This is a genomic window from uncultured Lawsonella sp. (assembly GCF_947252745.1).
GTDB lineage: Bacteria > Actinomycetota > Actinomycetes > Mycobacteriales > Mycobacteriaceae > Lawsonella.
Window position 1 is genome coordinate 124,621 of record NZ_CAMXWW010000005.1, and the last position, 20,109, is coordinate 144,729.

Annotated in this window: 18 protein-coding genes and 4 tRNA genes; 3 read left to right on the forward strand and 19 right to left on the reverse strand. The window is 55.1% G+C overall.

Annotated elements, in window-relative coordinates; genetic code table 11:
- Positions 1–96 precede the first annotated feature (96 nt).
- The 19 genes from Q0X28_RS06145 to Q0X28_RS06235 form a co-directional block, all read right to left on the reverse strand.
- Positions 97–2,382: a bifunctional (p)ppGpp synthetase/guanosine-3',5'-bis(diphosphate) 3'-pyrophosphohydrolase gene (locus tag Q0X28_RS06145; RefSeq protein ID WP_296238201.1), complete on the reverse strand. Its 2,286-nt coding sequence runs from the start codon at positions 2,380–2,382 to the stop codon at positions 97–99.
- Between the two features lie 48 nt (positions 2,383–2,430).
- On the reverse strand, positions 2,431–2,958 hold the full coding sequence (locus Q0X28_RS06150; protein WP_296238198.1) for an adenine phosphoribosyltransferase: 528 nt from the start codon (positions 2,956–2,958) through the stop codon (positions 2,431–2,433).
- An 11-nt stretch (positions 2,959–2,969) separates the two neighbouring features.
- Positions 2,970–4,670 carry an ABC transporter substrate-binding protein gene (locus Q0X28_RS06155; protein ID WP_296238196.1) on the reverse strand — a complete coding sequence of 567 codons (1,701 nt, stop codon included), beginning with the start codon at positions 4,668–4,670 and terminating at the stop codon, positions 2,970–2,972.
- Positions 4,671–4,679: 9 nt separating this feature from the next.
- On the reverse strand, positions 4,680–5,798 hold the full coding sequence (gene secF, locus Q0X28_RS06160; protein ID WP_298577100.1) for a protein translocase subunit SecF: 1,119 nt from the start codon (positions 5,796–5,798) through the stop codon (positions 4,680–4,682).
- A gap of 1 nt (position 5,799) precedes the next feature.
- The gene (secD, locus tag Q0X28_RS06165) at positions 5,800–7,494 is read right to left on the reverse strand and encodes a protein translocase subunit SecD (RefSeq protein ID WP_296238191.1); all 1,695 of its coding nucleotides are present in this window, start codon (positions 7,492–7,494) and stop codon (positions 5,800–5,802) included.
- A 71-nt stretch (positions 7,495–7,565) separates the two neighbouring features.
- A complete protein-coding gene (yajC, locus tag Q0X28_RS06170; RefSeq protein ID WP_296238189.1) occupies positions 7,566–8,033 on the reverse strand; it encodes a preprotein translocase subunit YajC in 468 nt (155 codons plus the stop codon).
- Positions 8,034–8,126: 93 nt separating this feature from the next.
- The gene (gene ruvB / locus Q0X28_RS06175; RefSeq protein ID WP_296238187.1) at positions 8,127–9,254 is read right to left on the reverse strand and encodes a Holliday junction branch migration DNA helicase RuvB; all 1,128 of its coding nucleotides are present in this window, start codon (positions 9,252–9,254) and stop codon (positions 8,127–8,129) included.
- Positions 9,251–9,850 carry a Holliday junction branch migration protein RuvA gene (gene ruvA / locus Q0X28_RS06180; RefSeq protein ID WP_296238185.1) on the reverse strand — a complete coding sequence of 200 codons (600 nt, stop codon included), beginning with the start codon at positions 9,848–9,850 and terminating at the stop codon, positions 9,251–9,253. Before ruvA ends, ruvB begins: the two co-directional genes overlap by 4 nt.
- Positions 9,851–10,420, reverse strand: coding sequence for a crossover junction endodeoxyribonuclease RuvC (ruvC, locus tag Q0X28_RS06185; protein ID WP_296238183.1), 570 nt, complete (start codon positions 10,418–10,420; stop codon positions 9,851–9,853).
- A 69-nt stretch (positions 10,421–10,489) separates the two neighbouring features.
- Entirely contained in the window at positions 10,490–11,254 is a 765-nt protein-coding gene (locus Q0X28_RS06190; protein WP_296238181.1) for a YebC/PmpR family DNA-binding transcriptional regulator, read from the reverse strand.
- A 136-nt stretch (positions 11,255–11,390) separates the two neighbouring features.
- Positions 11,391–11,996: a pyridoxal 5'-phosphate synthase glutaminase subunit PdxT gene (pdxT, locus tag Q0X28_RS06195; RefSeq protein ID WP_296238179.1), complete on the reverse strand. Its 606-nt coding sequence runs from the start codon at positions 11,994–11,996 to the stop codon at positions 11,391–11,393.
- 148 nt (positions 11,997–12,144) lie between these two features.
- Complete coding sequence (pdxS, locus tag Q0X28_RS06200; protein WP_053961355.1) at positions 12,145–13,038, reverse strand: pyridoxal 5'-phosphate synthase lyase subunit PdxS; 894 nt, start codon at positions 13,036–13,038, stop codon at positions 12,145–12,147.
- Positions 13,039–13,166: 128 nt separating this feature from the next.
- Positions 13,167–13,835 carry a hypothetical protein gene (locus Q0X28_RS06205; protein WP_296238176.1) on the reverse strand — a complete coding sequence of 223 codons (669 nt, stop codon included), beginning with the start codon at positions 13,833–13,835 and terminating at the stop codon, positions 13,167–13,169.
- On the reverse strand, positions 13,832–14,956 hold the full coding sequence (locus tag Q0X28_RS06210; RefSeq protein ID WP_296238172.1) for a glycosyltransferase family 4 protein: 1,125 nt from the start codon (positions 14,954–14,956) through the stop codon (positions 13,832–13,834). The genes Q0X28_RS06205 and Q0X28_RS06210 overlap by 4 nt, the downstream gene beginning before the upstream one ends.
- Positions 14,957–14,959: 3 nt before the next feature.
- Positions 14,960–15,898, reverse strand: coding sequence for a phosphatidylinositol mannoside acyltransferase (locus tag Q0X28_RS06215; protein WP_296238402.1), 939 nt, complete (start codon positions 15,896–15,898; stop codon positions 14,960–14,962).
- A gap of 80 nt (positions 15,899–15,978) precedes the next feature.
- On the reverse strand, positions 15,979–16,632 hold the full coding sequence (gene pgsA / locus Q0X28_RS06220) for a phosphatidylinositol phosphate synthase (RefSeq protein WP_296238168.1): 654 nt from the start codon (positions 16,630–16,632) through the stop codon (positions 15,979–15,981).
- 9 nt (positions 16,633–16,641) lie between these two features.
- Positions 16,642–17,160, reverse strand: a complete 519-nt coding sequence (locus Q0X28_RS06225) for an HIT domain-containing protein (protein ID WP_296238400.1) — start codon at positions 17,158–17,160, stop codon at positions 16,642–16,644.
- 61 nt (positions 17,161–17,221) lie between these two features.
- The gene (gene thrS / locus Q0X28_RS06230) at positions 17,222–19,249 is read right to left on the reverse strand and encodes a threonine--tRNA ligase (RefSeq protein ID WP_296238398.1); all 2,028 of its coding nucleotides are present in this window, start codon (positions 19,247–19,249) and stop codon (positions 17,222–17,224) included.
- 198 nt (positions 19,250–19,447) lie between these two features.
- Positions 19,448–19,519 (reverse strand) — tRNA-Val (locus tag Q0X28_RS06235).
- Positions 19,520–19,855: 336 nt separating this feature from the next.
- Between Q0X28_RS06235 and Q0X28_RS06240 the strand changes: the two genes are divergently transcribed.
- The 3 genes from Q0X28_RS06240 to Q0X28_RS06250 all read left to right on the forward strand — a co-directional run bounded on the left by Q0X28_RS06240 (position 19,856) and on the right by Q0X28_RS06250 (position 20,109).
- Positions 19,856–19,931, forward strand: a tRNA-Gly gene (locus Q0X28_RS06240).
- A gap of 16 nt (positions 19,932–19,947) precedes the next feature.
- Positions 19,948–20,018 (forward strand) — tRNA-Cys (locus Q0X28_RS06245).
- 16 nt (positions 20,019–20,034) lie between these two features.
- Positions 20,035–20,109 (forward strand) — tRNA-Val (locus Q0X28_RS06250).

Consider the following 20,109-nt stretch of genomic DNA (forward strand, 5'->3'; position numbering starts at 1 on the left):
CGCACCTTCACACCAAAACCCACCATCTCAGCAGGATGTGAGCGTTCACACGGAGATCACGAATCTCACTCCGAGATCTACCTCGGTCCCTGGCTACTAGACACTATTGATGCGGTAGACGTCATAGACGCCTTCTACCTTGCGAACTGAATTGAGAACAATGCTCAGTCGCTGCGGATCTCCAATTTGGAATGCCCATTTAGAAATCGCGACCCGGTCATCCAGCGTTTGTACCTGCGCAGAGATAACGTCGACTTTCGCCTCAGATAGCGCATGCGTCACATCGGAGAGCAGTCCCTGCCTATCGAGGGCTTCCACCTGTATACACACGAGAAATACAGCCGTGGAGGCGTTGGCCCACGAAACGGTCATTTCTCGGTTCTTGTTGCTTGCCAGCAAATGCTTGGCGTTGGGGCAGTCTGCACGGTGGACAGACACAGAGCCCATTCGAGTGATGTAGCCGACAATGGCATCTCCCGGCACCGGTGTGCAGCATTTCGACAGCTTTACGCTGATACCAGGCATACCGTCCACCAGTACACCGGCGTCATCGGTAGTTTTTACGGCACGATGAGAGGTGCGAAACGCAGTACGCTCAGTCAGAGTCTCTTCTGCTTCCTCCACGGATCCGAAGAGTGCGACCAAACGGCTGACAACGTGCCCTGCTGTAATATTTCCGCTACCAACAGCGCTATACAGCGCCGTAGCATCAGCCAAATTCAGGTCTTGAACGAGTTGCGCCATCGAGTCGTTATTCAATAGACGGTGTAGTGGCAAACCTCCGCGTCTAATCTCGCGGGTGATGGCTTCCTTGCCGGCTTCGATATTCTCTTCACGCCGTTCTTTAGCGAACCATTGGCGGATCTTCGTTTTTGCACGCCCAGAAACGACAAACTGTGCCCAGTCTCGACTCGGCCCCGCACTGGGGTCTTTCGAGGTAAAGACCTCAATGACGTCGCCGTTTTTCAGTTTATTTTCTAGCGGTACGAGTTTTCCATTGACCTTCGCCCCAATGCAGTGATGGCCTACTTCGGTATGCACAGCATACGCAAAGTCAATGGGGGTGGACCCTGCAGGCAAGGTGATGACGTCACCCTTAGGGGTGAAGACGAAAATTTCTTTCACAGCCAAGTCGTAGCGCAGAGATTCGAGGAATTCCCCGGGGTCGGCTGCCTCTCGCTGCCAGTCAAGCAGTTGACGCATCCACGCCATACGGTCCAATTCCCCGGAGTCGCCACGGTGGCTTCCCTTAGTTTCTTTGTAGCGCCAGTGCGCTGCAATGCCATACTCTGCAGTCTGGTGCATCTCTTGGGTACGAATCTGTACCTCGAGCGGCTTACCTTCTGGGCCCACCACTGTGGTGTGCAGGGATTGGTAAACGCCAAAACGCGGTTGAGCAATGTAGTCTTTAAAGCGACCTGGCATGGGCTGCCACAGGGAGTGAATGACACCAACAGCGGCATAACAGTCGCGGATGTCATCGCAGATGACGCGGACACCTACCAAATCGTAGATATCGTTAAATTCGCGTCCCCGTACCACCATCTTCTGGTAGATGGACCAATAGTGCTTGGGGCGTCCATAAACATTCGCCTCAATATTTGATGCTTTGAGCGTACTTTCAATCTCCTCAATGACCTGCGCTAGGTAGCGCTCGCGTGAAGGAGCCCGTTCGCTGACAAGCCGCACGATTTCGTCATACTGGCGTGGGTAGAGTATGCGGAAGCAGAGGTCTTCAAGTTCCCATTTGACTGCAGCCATACCGAGTCGCGCTGCTAAAGGAGCGATGACATCGAGAGTCTGACGTGCTTTTGCGGCTTGCTTCTCAGGAGGTAGGAAACGCATAGTCCGCATATTGTGGAGGCGATCCGCAACTTTGATGACGAGGACTCGTGGGTCTTGCGCCATTGCGATAATCATTTTACGGATCGTTTCCGCTTCCGCGGCAGAGCCCAAAGCTACCCGATCGAGTTTGGTGACACCGTCAACCATCGCAGCGATTTCTTCACCGAAATCCGCAGTGAGTTGCTCCAGCGTGTACTCGGTGTCCTCAACTGTGTCATGGAGTAAAGCTGCTGCGAGTGTTGCCGTGTCCATGCCAATTTCAGCAGCGATCGTGGCAACCGCTAATGGATGAGTAATGTAAGGGTCCCCAGATTTCCGGTACACCCCTTCATGCAGACGTTCTGCGGTAGTGTACGCGCGAACGAGAAGATCAACGTCTCCACCGGGATGGAAGCCATGGTGGACAGCTATAAGTGGCTCAAGTGCGGGGGGTACTGTACTGCGATTACCGATCATGCGACGGGCGAACCGAGCACGCACACTATGGGAAGAGAAGCCTCCCCGCTGAGCAACAGACGGGTTGTCTTTATCGGCCATTGAAACCACCTCCGCCAGTTGCAAATTAGGAGCTAGACATGCCCTATACTACGCCGTTGTGATGGAGAATACCGGGAGGTCTGCCAGTTTAGATCGTCCATTCAATTCTGTGAGTTCCAGGATAGTGGCGAAACCTGTCACCACTCCCCCGGCTTTTTCAATGAGCTCTAGTGCTGCTTGGGAGGTACCGCCAGTCGCCATGACATCGTCGACAATGAAGATACGTTTTCCGGTGATATCCAATCCTTCTGCCGGGATTTCCAAAGCGGCCTCACCGTATTCGAGCCCATAGTCAACGTGGTGGACCGGTGGAGGCAGTTTCCCAGCTTTACGCAGCGCTAAGACTCCCACGTCTTTAAGCACAGCTACTCCAGCAGAGATGAGGAAGCCACGCGCATCTAGACCAGCAATAATGTCAACATCTTCAGCCCAGTCCGCCATCTGCCTCATAATTCCGTTAAAAATCTGAGGATCAGCGAGGACCGGAGTGAGGTCAGCAAAATGAACGTCTTTTTCGGGGAAGTCCGCGACCCAGCGAATGCTATCGTGGATGCTCTGCGCGAGCGTGGTTGCCATGAACTGCTCCTTTAAGAATTCCAGCGATCCATATTCCAGCCGACACTGGCGGAGGAACGGCCTTGCGTTACACCTTGTAAGCCAGGGCTAACGAATTGCCAGCGTGGCTGCACATAGAGAGGCAAAGCGTAGCCCATATCCAACAAGTACTGCTGGAAGTTGGTCACTGTCTGGGCAAAGACTGAATTACGATCGATACCATCTTTTTGAATCGGCATGTTTTCGCCTTGGATGTTGTTGAGCCGGGCCACCCGCACAAACAGCTCCCGTGCATCACCTTTACGGAAGTCCGGAAGACGATAGGGGCTCAGACCCACCAGGCCGCTAGCCACATCGAAGGATCCACCGGGACCAACTGCACCAGCAGTACCGAAGAGGCCAGCCTGTACATTTCCTGATACGAGTATCTCTCCGGTGTACGTTTCTGCCGGGGCACCTATCACCGTAAACCCTCGACTCTTACATGCATCTGCCATCATCTCGATGACGTGTTTAGCACGCGATGAGGCTGCTGGATAAACGATATTAACCCGTTGCTTCCGTGGCAGTTTGCGTAAATTCCCTCGTGTATTGAGGTGGGTCCATTCGGATACTTGCCGTGCAACGGGGTCATTGCCGAGCGGAAGGATTGAGACGGCGGGCCGTCCCAACACCTCAGGCGTCCCAGCTGCGCTTTGTTTGTCTTTGGCGACAAAGTCCTGAATCTGGGCGCGCGGGACGCAGGAAAGGAATGTTCGGCGAACTTGCGGGTCAGCGAATAGCCCACGGGTTGAGAGCCGAAACTGCATGATGTTTTCGGAAGACACCGCAGCGCTGGTAGCGCCTTCGGGTGCTGCCGGGTTGTTGTCGTCGTAGGCGATGTCTCCTACTTGTACATCACCATCTTCGATGTGCTGTTTGACGTTCGTGCCTGTCGAGTAGATAACGACTCGCCCAATGCGCGCCGGCTCCCCCCACCACTTATCATTGCGTTCCAGGGTAATGGCACCCTCCTCATCGATCCCCGTAACTTTATAGGGACCGGATGAGACAAACCTGGAGAGATCCAATGACGGACGATCAAAACGCCACCCTTTATTCCAGAAGGCAGCGACTCGTGCAAGTCCTTCCGGGTTGGTACCGGCGAGGATCTCACGAAGATCTTTTACTCCCGTTGCTCGGGAGGCAATATGCCAAGGCATAATAGTTCCGGAACCGAAAAGCGCCAACCAATCTCGAGGCAGCTGGCCCGATTGGAACACAATTTCGGCATGCTTTGACTGTGGACTGCAGTTGATCGTGCCGATCTCGGATAGCCCAGGCATGGACATTGCGTTAAATGGACTACCGTGCTGGGGACGACGTGCCAACCAGCTGAAAAGAACGTCATCGCAGGTGATTGGCTCTCCGTCGGAGAATTCGGCGTGGTCATCAATATGCATTTCAACCCGGACAGGAGCACCAAGTTTTACTTGGACTGTACCGAACTCAGTATCAGCTAGTCGATTACCAAGTCCATCCAAGTAGGAGAAACCGATATTAACCCGAGGGAAGGCCGCTAGGCTCCCACCGGTATAGCCTGCGACCGTAGCAGCATTGTAGTCGACGATGGGGCCATCTACGGCATAACCCACAGCTCCGCTCAGCCCACCTGTGGTACAACCGGAGAGGCCAACAACAAGTGAGAAGATGGCACCGGCAATGCCGCAACGGCGGAGAATGGTGCTAGCCATTATGCAGTCCTAGTGGGCAGCTGCAGCTACCGCATCGGTAACGGAGTCTGTCGTTCGTACTTCCAGGACAGCTTTATCGTGTTCTTGTACCTCAGTACGGAAACGGTTCTTGATACCGACAACCAGCGGAGTGGCAAGGAACACAGATGCATATGTACCGGTCACGACACCCACGAGCTGGATCAATGCAAGATCCTGTAGTGTACCAACGCCTAACATCCATACAGCGACGATCATCAGTGAGATGATCGGCAGCACGGAAATGATCGTGGTGTTAATCGAGCGCATGATGGTCTGGTTAATAGCTAGATTGGCGCCTTCAGCGTAGGTGTGCCGTTTGTGGCGAAGCGCCGCATCAGTGTTCTCTTGCACTTTGTCAAACACGACGACGGTGTCGTAGATGGAGAACGCGAGAATGGTGAGGAGGCCGATGACGGTAGCAGGGGTGACTTCGAACCCAATGAGCGAATAGACACCAGCTGTCGTGACAGTACAGAACACCAGTGATGCTAGTGAGGCAAACGCCATATCGCGCTCGAAGCGAACGGCGATGTAGAGACCCACAATGACGAGGAATACGAAGAGAGCCAACAACGCTTTCTTTGTGACGGTGGTTCCCCACGTGTTGGATACAGTGGAATCACCAATGGCGGTAGCACCGGAATGCCCAGATGCGTCTACAGGCTCAAAGGTATCTCCGAGCTGCATCTTGACCTTCGCGATCTGGTCATTGTTGAGGTGGCGGGACTGGATTTCCACCATACGCCCGGAGCCTGAACCGACTATGGAGACATTTGCTGGTTCAAATCCGAGGGTATTAGTGAAAACCTCCTCTACGTGGGCGGTATCGACTTTCTCTGCACCAATCGGCATGTTGAGCTTCGAACCGCCGGTGAAGTCAACTCCGAAAGAGAACCCACGAATGATGATGGAAAGAATAGCGATGGCGATGATGACACCGCTGACGATGTACCAGTTACGGCGTTTACCGACGATGTTAAAGGCGCCGGTACCGGTGTAGAGACGTGTAAGGAGGGAGTGACGTTGTTGTGCAGGGTCGTTCGCAACACCGTAGGTCTCATCGAACTGTTCGGCGTCGACGTCGATAGGAGCAAGATTCTCTGCCATGTTAGTTCTCCTCTCCAGCCGTAGCCTGGGCAGCCGGAATAGCATTGCGCTGCTGGACGAGGCGGGCAGCGGCTGCACGACGTTCCGCAGTGATCTCTTGTAGTTTGCCCAAACCGTTAAAGGCAGGCTTAGACATGAGCTTCAAGTGAGAGGCCAGGAGCACAAGCGGGGACGTCACAATAAAGACGATCAAGAGGTCGAAGACGGTGGTCAGACCAGTAGTGAAGGCGAAGCCACGCACCTCTCCAACAGCCAGTGTGTACAGCACGATAGCGGCGATAAAGGTGACAGCGTTGCCAGTGACAATAGTGCGGCGCGCCTTTGCCCAGCCGCGCGGTACCGCTGAGCGGAAAGAACGACCCTCACGGATTTCGTCTTTAATGCGCTCAAAGAAGACCACGAAGGAGTCGGCTGTGGTGCCGATACCAATGATGAGGCCTGCTACGCCGGATAGGTCAAGAGTGTAGCCAATCCACCGTCCCAGCAGCACAAGGCTGCCGTAGACCATGGCTCCTGTGGCGACCAGAGAAAGCATGGTGACGATCCCCAGTGCACGGTAGACCACGAGCGCAAAAATGGCGACAAGGATAAGCCCGACCAGGCCGGCGATAAGACCTGCGTTGAGGGAGGCGATACCGAGCGTCGCAGGAATCGTATCTACCTTGCCACCCGGGGTTCCGTCGGGTGAGGAGAAGTTCAGCGGCAGCGCACCGTACTTGAGGTTATTTGCTAGGGAGATAGCCTCTGCTGTATTGAAGGGGCCAGTGATTTGGGTGTTGCCATTCTTGATGGGTTCCTGGATAGTGGGAGCGGACACCACACTGGAATCAAGCACCATGGCGACCTGCTGCTCGTTGTAGGTGGTCGTTACCCGAGCCCAGGTATCCACTCCTTTGCCTTTAAAAGCAAAGGAAACGTAGGTGTGCCCTTGCTGGTTATTGAAGCCACCTTCGACGGTGTCTGCTTTGATAAAGGAACCGTCGAGGCGCGGCCCGTTGGGGTTGTCGGGATTAATTAGCGGGGCTGGGCCCAGAATGTATTTCTGTCCCTGGGAGTCACAGGTGATGAGAGGCCTTGCGGGGTCGTCGTTACCAGCAAAACGGTCTGCCGCTTGACAGCTCATTTTGGTGGCATTCTCCCGTAGGATACGCAGCTGTTGGCCGGCTGCGAGCGGTTTGCCATTCTCTCCCTTGAGCGGGGCTTGGCGGAATTCCCGCAGAGCCTCAACTTCGCGTGCACGAACCTCAACAGAGGTTTCGTTCTGGCGAGCTTTCGCCTTGGGCTGCTCGTCCACCTGGGTGGCATCGGGACCGAGTGCTTCCATGACCGGACGAACCACCAGTTTCGCGGTGGTACCAAGGTTACGAGCATCTTCAGCGTTAGTACCGGGAACGGTGATGACGAGGTTTTGACCGTCGATCTGAACTTCTGATCCAGACACGCCCATGCCGTTGACACGGTTCATGAGGATCGTCTGGGCCTGCTTGAGCTGATCTTCAGATGGGTTACCGGAAGGAGTAAGGGTAACGCGAGTACCACCTTGCAGGTCGATACCTAATTTCGGTGTCGCTTTGCCATTTCCTGTAAAGAAAATGAGGCAGTACATCAGGATGACGAGGATCGCGAAGACACTCAAGAGAGCATATTGAGTGGATTTCTTCGATGATGGCGTCACGGTCGTGCGGTTAGCAGCCACTGTCGTCGGACTCCTTTTAGTGACGTTTCGGTCAGAAAGGCCATTAGCCCTTCTAGATTACGGCCATTTGGCTACTTATCCGAATTTTCAGAGGGAGAACCAGTCGGACGGTCGTCCTTGCCCTCATCAAGGTCTTCCAGACCTTCAATGGTGTCAGGAATCTCGGGAGTCTCCGCATCCTTCCAATCGGTAGCGGAAGTGGGATGTGCAGAATCGGTATCACTGTCAGGTGCGTCACCAGCAGCAGCTGCTTCAAGTTCTTCATCGAGCTCGCTGGGAGTAGCTTCTACCTTGCCACGCACTGAGTTAAGATCCCAGGTAGTGACAATGCCATCAGCAATCATGAGGTCAATCTTGGTATCAGAGACCTTGACGACTGTGCCATAAAGGCCTGCAGTGGTGGACACTTCATCACCGGGCAGTAGTTCCGTGAGCATGTTATAGCGCTGTTCCATCATTTTCTTCTGCTTGCGGCTGCCAAACAGCATGAAAACGATCATCGCAACGACAAGGATGATGAGCATAATTGAACCGGTCATGTGTTCTCCTTCTCAATGGCGCAGCGCGCCGGGGTTACTAGTGCAGAACGGCATCAAAGCGCTTTTGCTCATCTGCCCACCATGTCTGCACCATTACAGTGTGCCAGGATTATTGGAAAATAGCCCTGGTTGATTGTCGTCTTCGGCCCTTTTACCTACCAGAGACGACGAGGGTGGGGTGAGCCCGAGGTGCTCCCATGCTTGCGGAGTGGCTACTCGCCCACGCGGAGTACGCGAGAGCATGCCAGCCCTTACGAGGAATGGCTCACAGACTTCTTCGATAGTGTTGGGTTCTTCACCCACGGCCACCGCGATGGTGGAAAGACCAACTGGGCCGCCGTTATACATGCGGATAATCGCGTCGAGTACGGCCGTGTCCAGACGATCTAGGCCTAACTCATCGACGTCATAAACAGCGAGCGCAGCACGTGCTACTGTACGGTCAATATGGCCTTGGGACCGGATATCGGCATAGTCTCGAACTCGCCGTAGAAGTCGGTTGGCGATTCGTGGTGTGCCTCGTGACCGGGATGCAATCTCCCCTGCCCCACTTGGCTCAATGTCAATGTCGAGGATGTTGGCTGAGCGGTGAATAATCTCCTCTAGCTGCTCGACATCATAGAAGTCCATGTAACCGGTATAACCGAAGCGGTCTCGCAATGGACTCGTCAAGAGGCCTGCTCTGGTCGTGGCTCCTACCAGTGTAAATTGTGCCAAGCTGAGGGGAATAGAGGTGGCGCCTGGGCCTTTACCCACCATTACGTCAATACGGAAATCCTCCATAGCTTGGTAGAGGATCTCTTCAGCAGGGCGTGATATGCGATGGATTTCATCAATAAAGAGAACATCGCCTTCCTGCAGGTTCGACAGAATTGAGGCGAGATCACCCGGCCGTTCGAGCGCAGGGCCGGAGGTACTCCGAAGGGTTGTCCCCAATTCTTGAGCAATAATCATGGCTAAGGAGGTTTTCCCAAGCCCTGGCGGACCACTAAAGAGAATGTGGTCGGGTACTACTCCCCTGTGACGAGCGCTACTGAGTATCAGCTCAAGCTGCTCGCGTACTCGTGCTTGGCCAATGAAAGTGGTGAGGTCTGCTGGACGCAGACTCAACTCTTCGTTTTCCCCCTGCAGCGATGCGCCTGACAACACTCCCTTTGCTGGACGAGTGTCACCCGCGGAGGAACGGGAAGGGACGAAATCGTCCTCTGTGAATTCGATCATGCTCGCCCTCCCAAGTGCGAGAGTGCCTGCCGGAGTACGGCGGCAGCCTCCGCATCAGGAGCTTCCCGAAGCACTGCTCCAATGGCTTTTTCAGTTTCTCGTTGCGAGAAGCCTAGCCCGGCGAGAGCTTCGCTCACTTCTTCAGCAACGCTGGAGTGGGTCGTCGCCACTAGCGTTGTGTCTTCGTCCCTACTTATTGACTCGACCTTATCTTTTAATTCGACGACCAGACGTTCGGCAACTCGTTTCCCCACCCCTGGCACTTTCTGCAGTGCCGCAGTATCGCTGTGGGACAGTGCTGCGCACAGCTCTCGCGGGTGCAGCACCGAGAGAATAGACAGCGCCATTCGTGGACCAATGCCAGAAACCTTCTGTAGCAGCAAAAAGAGTTCCTGCTGATCGGGCTGAGCAAATCCGTAAAGAGTCAGGGAATCTTCCCGCACGACCAATTCTGTCAGCACAGTAGCGGTGCTGCCGCGGCTGAAGGTTGCCAACGTATCTGGTGTCGCGAATACACGGTATCCCACCCCCCCTACCGTGATGATCACACTATCAAGCGAAATTCGGTCGATAGTACCAGTCAGAGAGGCGATCATTTACGGCTCCTTACTAGTCGGTAGAGGATGAACTCCCACAGGATCAACAAGTGAGGAGGTGGGTTGTGTCGTTCGTAGCTTCTGTTGCAGGGGATATCGCCATAGATGGCAGATAGCAATGGCTAAAGCATCTGCAGCATCTGCGGGGCAGGGTGGTTCAACTAACCCTAGGATACGCGTCACCATAGCAGTGACCTGCGACTTATCGGCTCTACCATTGCCGGATACAGCTGCTTTTACTTCGCTAGGAGTGTAAAAGGTGACGGGAACATTGCGTCGGGCTGCCTCAGTTGCGGCAACCCCTGCTGCCATTGCTGTCCCCGCCGCAGTATTTCGGTTGTGTTGAGTAAAAACTCGTTCGATGGCGACTGCCTCGGGGCGGTATCTGTCGAGAATCGCAGCGACTCCTTCCGCTACAGCGAGCAGGCGCTGAGCGATATCGGTGTCGGCGGGGGTGCGAACCACGTCAACGGCAAGGGGCTTGACCGCGGTCCCACCGGAACGCCGAACAACGCCTATACCACAACGAGTGAGGCCGGGGTCGATGCCCACAACACAGGTTTGGGTCATGACTTCCGTTCCTCACTCGTCAAGGAGATGGGACGAGGAGCATCTGCCCTCGACCGCGCCGGCAACGAGTTACTCCTCGTCGCCATAAAGTTCTGCTGCTACCTCATCAGAGATCTGCATGTTGGTGTACACGTTCTGGACGTCATCGCTATCTTCGAGTGCATCGACGAGGCGAATAATCTTCTTGGCACCCTCGAGGTCCAGTGGTACCTGCACATCAGCACGGAATTCGGCTTCAGCGGATTCGTAGTCGAGGCCAGCATCCTGCACCGCAGTGCGCACTGCAACCAAGTCGGAGGAACCACAGGTGACCTCGAAGGCTTCCCCTTGGTCCGCTACTTCTTCGGCACCGGCATCCAGTACGGCCATCAGCACGTCGTCTTCGCTGATGCCGTCTTTCTTCTCGACAACGACAACGCCAACACGATTGAAGAGGTAGCTCACGGAGCCCGGATCGGCCATATTGCCCCCATTGCGGGACATGGCGATACGTACTTCGCCAGCAGCACGATTTCGGTTGTCGGTGAGGCATTCGATGAGGATGGCGACACCGTTGGGGCCGTAGCCCTCATACATGATGGTTTCCCAATCTGCGCCACCGGCTTCCGCACCGGATCCACGCTTCACAGCACGGTCGATGTTATCGGCGGGGACAGAGGACTTCTTAGCCTTCTGAATAGCGTCATAGAGGGTGGGGTTACCGGCAGGGTCACCGCCACCGGTGCGTGCTGCTACTTCGATATTCTTGATAAGTTTGGCGAACATCTTGCCGCGCTTGGCGTCGATGGCAGCCTTCTTGTGCTTAGTCGTCGCCCATTTGGAGTGGCCACTCATGGTGTCACGTCCTTTCCCTCTACGTGGTACACGTGCGCTGTTGTCAATCTTCCACAGTCATTCACGTGTGTCCTGATATTTAAGGTATTTAGTGAGTTAATTAAAATCTACTGCCTAGCTGCCGAGCATGCGGAATTTACGCGGTGCCCTGCACGATTGACAGGAAGTACTGGTGGAAGCGTCGATCCTCGACGAGTTCCGGGTGGAAGGATGTTGCAAGTGCGGAGCCTTGTCGTACTGCCACTGGATTGGTCCTTCCCTGTGTGTCAGTAACGCTGCACAAAACGTCAACACCTTCGCCTACTTCTTCGACCCAAGGCGCGCGAATGAAGACGGCACGGAACGGCTCGTCTCCCAGCGCTGCGATGGGAAGGTCGGCTTCAAACGAGTCAACCTGCCGGCCGAAGGCATTGCGCCGCACCGTCATGTTCATGGTCCCAAAACTACGTGCGTCAGCGCGCGTGTCCAGCACCTCATTGGCCAACAGAATCATACCAGCGCATGAGCCGTACACGGGAAGGCCCGCAGAAAGGAGCTCAGCCATAGGATCCCACATGTCAAAAATGGTGAGGAGCTTGCTTAGGGTTGTCGATTCCCCACCGGGGATGATGAGTCCATCGATGCCGTCGAAGTCGCGGGCAAGACGCACACGTCGTACATCCACGCCGCACGCGTGCATTGCGTCAACATGTTCGGTGACAGCACCTTGGACATCCAAGACACCAATAAGCGGAGCAGTCATTATGCTCTTTCTCGTCGGGATAGGTGGGTACAGTGAGTTCTACCCAAATAGCGGCAGGGCAGGCAACGTCATCAGCGAGCTCCTAATCACTCGTCAGACGCCACTTGCCCTGCGCCTATGGGGCTAATGCCGGCTTGCTAGGTGATTGTTACCAGCCGCGATCAGCAAGGCGATGGTCGACCGGCAGGTCATCCACATTGATGCCTACCATGGCTTCCCCCAGATTGCGGGAGACATCGGCAACCACACTGGGGTCGTCATACATCTTGGTGGCCTTCACAATGGCGGCAGCACGCTTCGCAGGATCACCGGACTTGAAGATGCCAGAACCAACGAACACGCCATCTGCGCCCAACTGCATCATCATCGCAGCATCGGCGGGAGTGGCAATACCACCAGCGGTAAAGAGGACAACAGGGAGCTTGCCTTTTTCAGCCACATCCTTGACCAGCTCGTAGGGTGCCTGCAGTTCTTTAGCAGCAACGTAGAGCTCATCCGGATCCATTGCCTGCAGCTTGCGGATGCCAGCGTTGATGGAGCGAATGTGGGTGACGGCGTTAGAGACGTCACCGGTGCCGGCTTCACCCTTCGAACGAATCATGGCAGCACCTTCGGTAATACGACGAAGGGCCTCGCCCAGGTTGGTGGCACCGCACACGAAGGGGACGGTGAAGTTCCACTTATTGATGTGGTTACTGTAGTCAGCTGGGGTGAGAACTTCGGACTCATCGATGTAGTCGACACCGATAGCTTCCAGCACCTGGGCTTCCACGAAGTGACCAATACGAGCTTTCGCCATCACGGGGATGGTGACGGCTTCCTTAATGCCCTCGATCATGTCCGGATCGGACATACGAGCAACGCCACCTTGTGCACGAATGTCGGCAGGAACGCGCTCGAGGGCCATAACGGCAACCGCACCGGCATCTTCGGCAATACGAGCCTGCTCAGGGTTTACAACGTCCATAATGACGCCGCCCTTGACCATCTCGGCCATGCCGCTCTTGACGCGGTAGGTACCCGTCTGATTCTCGTTGGTCACAATGACTCCTAGTCTCTACGCACATATCCCCCAGGCACACGTGCGAAGGGAATATGTGCAACACCATTAGAAAAGGGTGGGAATAGTAATTATCCCTAACAGCTTAAACCACGTCGGTTAAAGGAGGGTTAATCTTGCACAGCGTGCATCGAATTCGTCTCCATTGACAACGATGGCGCCGGTTCTGCCACGGGCCTCTCTGTGTCGTAGGAGGCGGCGTCCATCTCCAACCAGGATTCATCAATAATATTGAAGTAATACGGCTGTGAGGCATGTCCAGAGAGGCGGAAAAAACGCACCATAGGGGCTGTATGCAAGGCGAGAGCTTCGTTTACCGCATTGTTGTAGAAGCGTCGGGCCAAATTAACTCGCAACGCCGCTTCTTGAAGTCCCGCCAGATCTTCATGGTCAACTCGAGAGAAATCGGAGCGTCGCAAGACGAGTGTGAGGTCGTTCTCCACCGTTTCCCGATTACGCAGATCCACAAGTTGGGGGCAAGCAGTAGCTTCCACAATATGGGCTGTATGGCTGATGGTGTTCGCCTCACGAGTCATTTCGGCAGCTTCCGCTGTATCCATACCAAGGTGGGTAGCAGTTCGACGCATTGCTCTGGCGACCATCCGAGCAGCAAGAGCACGGCGGTCTAGTGTTCCCTCCAGTGCGATTGCCGCTTGTTCGCAGCGCTTATGTAGACGGTGTAGCCTTTGCGCTGTCAGATAGGCCCAGGTAGCGGTGACAACAATGCTGATTGCCACGATGCTAATGAGGACGACAGCCCATATCGGTAAAGAAATCATTTGAGGTGCACCTTTCCGGCCCCCAGCGTGACGGTATCGTAGACCGCAAGTACTTGCTGTGCCACAACCGACCAATCGTATTGCGCGACGACACTCGTGGCTCGAACCACTTTGGCGGTCGTTTTCTCAGGCTCCTGTAGTGCAGTGAGAATTGTCTGTGCCAGGGCTGCAGCGTCTCCTACCGGGCTGAGCCAGCCTGCTTCTCCCTTATCGAGCACGGCGGCGAAAGCGGGAATATCACTGGCGACAACCGGCACTCCTGCCGACATAGCCTCAACGAGAACAATGCCAAAGCTCTCTCCGCCCGTATTGGGTGCAACGTACACACTTGCGGAACGGAGCGCCGCTGCCTTGTCGGCCTCTGACACATGCCCTAGTAGCGTCAGCGTACCGACATTCTCTACGGCTTTTCGCCGCAGCTCAGTGGCATCACCGTCGCCAACAACCATCAACTCGACATTCGGGTATGCGGCATGGATCGTAGGTAGGGCCTCCAACAGAACATCCATTCCCTTGCGTGGCTCGTCGTAGCGGCCGAGGAAAAGTAACACGGGATGGTCTAAGCGCTCGTAACCGGGCAGAGGCTGGGCCGTTCGGAATTTCGAGACGCGCACCCCATTGGGGATGAGCACAGCATCACCTCCGATACCGTCCATTTGCCACCGTCGCGCCATATTAGATACCGCAATTCTGCCGCTGATACCTTCCATCCGTTTCGTCAAAAAAGAACGGAAGATCCGTACGAGAAGGCTCGGTTTACCTGAGGCATGAAAGGTGCTGACAAGCGGCCCTTGGGCAAGATACGTGGCCCACATGGTTAGGCTTGGAGAGGCCGGTTCATGGAGATGAAGGACATCGAAGTCCCCATCTTCGATAAAGGTCCGCACTGCACGCCAATGGCGGGGAGTGAAGCTCAGCCGTGCTACCGAACCGTTGAAAGGAATGGGGATTGCCCGCCCCGTTAGCGTCACGTAGGCGGGAACATCATCTTTTTTCACTCCCGGACCAAGCACCTCGACATAGTGGCCAAGTGCGATCATCTCGTCCGCAATTTCCAGAATATGCGTCTGTACACCGCCCGGAACATCGAAAGAGTACGGGCAGATCATACCGATACGCACGAACTAGCCCTCCTTCTCTTCAGCGAGCTTTTTCACACCTTCTTCGATATGGGCGAGATGACCAGCCGACAGGTCTTTCAACCAAAGAGGTTGCAAAAGATGCCAATCCTCGGGATGCTGAGCAATAGCGTCCTCGAATGAAGTAGCAAGGAGCTGGGTGGTTACCGCCACTCCCCCGCTGGTGTCAATGGGATCCCCCACCTTCATTCCCCAGCCACCCGGGGTGTACCAACAGTGAACAGGGCACAGCACCGCACCCGTGTCAGTTGCAAGTTTCGCGGGGCCAGCGGGCATACGAGTTCGTTCGCCAAAGAAGGTTACTTCCACTCCACGCGCGCGCAGATCACGTTCACCAAGAAGGCAGATAACGCCATTGCGCTTGAGTGTTTCCTTAAGGTGCTGCATGGGGGGAACTGTCCCACCGGTTAATGGAATCACATCAAAACCGAGGCTTTCCCGGTAGTCAACAAAACGCTGATAGAGACTCTCTGGTTTGAGCCGCTCGGCAACCGTACTAAAGGTACCAACCGCATGGACGAGCCACACACCAGCCATATCCCAGTTTCCTGAGTGTGGTAGTGCCAGCACCACACCGTTTCCTTTGGCCAGGCCGTCGGTAATGTGGTGTTTCCCCTCAATTGAGGCATCTAACTGTGGGAAGAGAGTATCCACGTTCATGGATGGCAGTCGGAAAGCTTCCCGCCAGTACCGCGCATAGGAGCGAATTGCGGCTCGCACGAGTTCATCGGGAACGTCTGCGGGACCCGCCACCCCGATCACTCTTGCAAGATTCTTGCGGAGTTGGGTCATGGGTCGATGCTTGGCGATCACATCGGCAGCAGCATCAAATAGACGACAGGCCACAGCGTCGGGCAGAGCTTTGACGACCGCCCAGCCTAGCGCGTAGCCCTTGTCGGACAGGTTCTCCCGTAGTACTGTCATGCGGCTTGGCGGCTGTTCTGCCATGGGGTGTATCTCCTCGTGCAGAAGTCGGTGACCAGAGCCACTGACTCTTTCAAAAGCTAGTGTTGAACGTCAAAATCTTCGCGTGCATGGGGAGCGTGTGACACTACGTGCAGGCGCTGTCCCACGGTGATAATGCTACCGATGGCCAGGATCCACATAGCGGCATTGATGAAGTAGGTCATCCACTGCACATCGAAGTAGAGGCCAATACCGGTAAATCCGATGCCGACGAGTCCGATGATGAGCCGCTCGGGCCGCTCGATCAATCCGTTGTTGACCGGGATTCCGGATGCCTCCGCCCGAGCCTTGGCATACGAGATAACCTCGGAGAATACGAGAGTGACAATGGTGGTGATGAGAAGCCAGGTATCATCCGGGCGATTGTTGATTTCCCACCAGAGGATGGATCCAATGACGGCACCGTCGGCAATTCGATCGAGTGTTGCATCAAGCACTGCACCGTAGGGCGTCCCGTGCCCAATCTGACGAGCCATAGCACCGTCGATAAGGTCGACAAACACGGTGAGTCCCAATAGGATCGCACCAATGGTGACGTGCTCGGTAATAGCAATAAGCACAATGGCGAGCGTGACATTGAGCACCGTGCCGAAGATGGTCATCATATTCGGCGTGACCCCAATTTTGAGGAGTCCGCGGGCAATCGGGTTAATTACTTTTGTGATTCCCGGGCGCAGATACTTTCCGATCACTACTTCTCCTTATGCCGAATGATCGCTTGCGGCAACTTGACGTACCCATTCTTCTGCCAAAAGGCGGCGCGTCTGCTGCAGTGTTTGCGGAAGCACCTTGGTATCAGCGAAGAGGGTGATGAAATTAGCGTCCCCTACCCAGCGCGGAACGACATGTTGGTGGAGATGCTCTGAGACGGAACCACCTGCACCATTACCGAGATTAAACCCGATATTAAAAGCATCGGGATGCGAGACTTCCCGAATCACCCTAATAAGACGTTGAGTCATCAGAGCTAGTTCCATGGTTTCCGCGGTGGTGAGATCCTCATAATCGGCGACCTGTCTATAGGGGATCACCATGGAATGCCCCGGGTTGTAAGGGTAGAGGTTGAGACACACGAAACAGAGTTCACCACGGGCCACGATAAGTCCCTCCTCATCACTGCATTTCGGCAAGTTGAGGAAGGGATCACGAGAGCTTGTGCAGGTGTTAGCGGAAGTCTCCGTCTCCTCCACGGGAGCAGCCTCTTCCGTGATGTAGGACATGCGGTAGGGAGCCCACAAACGTTCAAGCTTGTCAGGCACCCCTACCCCAGAATCCACATACTCAGTCTTCGGCACGTTGGTCCTCAATCAGCTCAGCAGTTGGTGATTCGTTGCGCTGAGAACGGGCCCACTCGGTGATGAGGTCGAGGGCTTCGGCACGCGGTACACCATTAACCTGCGAACCATCACGGAAGCGGAAGGACACGGCTCCTGATTCTTCATCGCGAGCACCTGCCAACAGCATGAACGGCACTTTTTGAGTGGTGTGCGTACGAATCTTCTTCTGCATGCGGTCGTCACTCAAGTCTACTTCTGCACGAATACCGCGGGAGGCCAACTCGGCAATGACTTCCTGAAGGTACGGGGCAAAGGTGTCAGCAACTGGGATACCGATGACCTGCAGTGGTGCCAACCATACGGGAAAAGCACCGGCATAGTGTTCTGTCAGCACACCAAAGAATCGCTCGATGGAGCCGAAGAGTGCACGATGAATCATAACTGGGCGCTGCTTGGTGCCATCGGGTGCAGTGTATTCCAAGCCGAAACGCTCGGGCAGGTTAAAGTCCAGCTGCACAGTAGACATCTGCCATGTACGGCCGATTGCGTCGCGTGCTTGGACGGAGATCTTTGGTCCATAAAATGCTGCACCTGCTGGATCGGGCACAAGTTCCAGACCAGAGGCTTCTGCAACCCGCTGCAAAGTAGCCGTCGACTTCTCCCAAATCTCATCCGAACCCACGAACTTCTCAGGGTCTTTAGTCGACAGCTCAAGGTAGAAGTCGTCGAGTCCGTAGTCGCGGAGCAGCGAAATAATGAACGTGAGAACGTCGGTGAGCTCAGCTTCCAGCTGATCTTCGGTGCAGTAAATGTGAGCATCATCCTGGGTGAAACCACGCGCACGGGTAAGCCCGTGAATAACACCTGATTTTTCATACCGGTAGACCGTGCCGAACTCGAATAGTCGGAGAGGAAGCTCACGGTAAGACCGCCCACGTGAGGCAAAGATGAGATTGTGCATTGGGCAGTTCATTGGCTTGACATAGTAGTCCTGTCCAGCCTTGCGGACGTCGCCATTCTCGTCTAGTTCCTCATCGAGGTGCATAGGGGGGAACATGCCGTCGGAATACCAGTCGAGGTGCCCGGAAGTCTTAAAGAGGTCACCTTTGGTGATGTGCGGGCTGTAGACGAACTGGTAGCCTGCCTCAATGTGGCGTCGACGGGAATGCTGCTCCATCTCGTTGCGGATAATTCCGCCTTTGGGATGGAACACCGGGAACCCTGAGCCAATTTCATCGGGGAAGCTGAAAAGGTCCAGTTCTGTGCCCAACCGACGGTGGTCGCGCTTGGCAGCTTCGGCCATTCGATCGAGATAATCATCCATAGCTTCCTGAGACTCCCAGGCGGTGCCGTAGATGCGTTGTAGGTCATCGTTCTTTTGATCGCCACGCCAGTAGGCGGCAGAGGAACGAGTCAAGTGGAATGCCGGAATAAACTTGGTGGTTGGGACATGCGGACCACGGCACATATCACTCCACAGCACCTCCCCTGTGCGCGGGTTGACATTGTCGTACACCGTCACTGCGCCGTCACCCAAATCTGCGGATTCGTCACCGGTGAACGTCGCTCCGGCTGATTTCTCTCGCAAGAGTTCAAGCTTGTAGGGCTGGTCAGCGAGGAACTCTTCTGCCTCGGCAAGACTGGCAAAAGACCGCTTACGGAACTGCTGCCCCTGTTTGACGATCTTACGCATAGCTTTTTCGATAGCTTTGAGATCATCCGGAGTGAATGGCTCCGCGACGCGGAAGTCGTAGTAGAAACCATTCTCAATGGCAGGACCGATGCCGAACTTCACATCCGGGAAAAGCTGCTGTACCGCTTGTGCCATGACATGCGCAGCTGAGTGCCGAATGATGGTGCGCCCATCTTCTGTATTTGCGGGAATTGCAGTAACGGTGGTGTCTGCTTCGGCTACCCATCCGAGATCGTGGATAGTGCCGTCGTCTTCCTGCACACCCAGGATAGCGTTGACACCTTTGGTGGGCAGTTCGGTGTCTCGCAATGCAGTACCGGCTCGCGTCCCGGCAGGGATGGAAAATACAAGATCGGCCGCTACGAGGGCGGCCTGCTGAGAAGATGAGTCATTCGACACGAGGATGTGCTCCTTGATTGTGGTGCGGTGCTACATACCTGGTAGCTACCGACGTTGCCTGCTCATCTTAGCGCGAAGATGAAACAATATTCCACGTAGCAGGACGGCACTCCATTTTCCTCCCCAAAATACAAAAAGTGGTCCCAGCTGGGATCGAACCAGCGACCTCCCCGGTGTGAACGGGACGCTCTTCCACTGAGCCATGGGACCGTTTGCCTGCTAGACACTTTCCCGTCAAAGCAAAGAAACTGTGCTAACTGCAACGAAAAGAATCTAGCAGACCGCCGCCTAATTTGTCCAAGCGGACACTAATAGGGCCAAAACAGGCATATTCACCACAATGACTGCCATCCCGCGGTCGCTACATCCGAACTTTTCCCACACGCGTCGCGAGACAGGCGTAACTACTCTCGTAAACAACGCGCAACACGCCTGTGAACAGGCGATTTTGCAGAGTGGGTAGTTGTCCGCTAATGTAATCGGAGCAAGCTCAAAGAGCGGAGCGAGATCCCAAAGGTTCTCGGTTCCGAGTTCACAGTCTGCAGTGCGGATGTAGCGCAGTTGGTAGCGCATCACCTTGCCAAGGTGAGGGTCGCGGGTTCGAATCCCGTCATCCGCTCCATGGTGGAAGCACCTGCGGTGGAGTGGCCGAGTGGCGAGGCAACGGCCTGCAAAGCCGTGCACACGGGTTCGATTCCCGTCTCCACCTCTCTTTTTTAAAACTTGCGCGATTAGCTCAGCGGGAGAGCGCTTCCCTGACACGGAAGAGGTCACTGGTTCGATCCCAGTATCGCGCACCA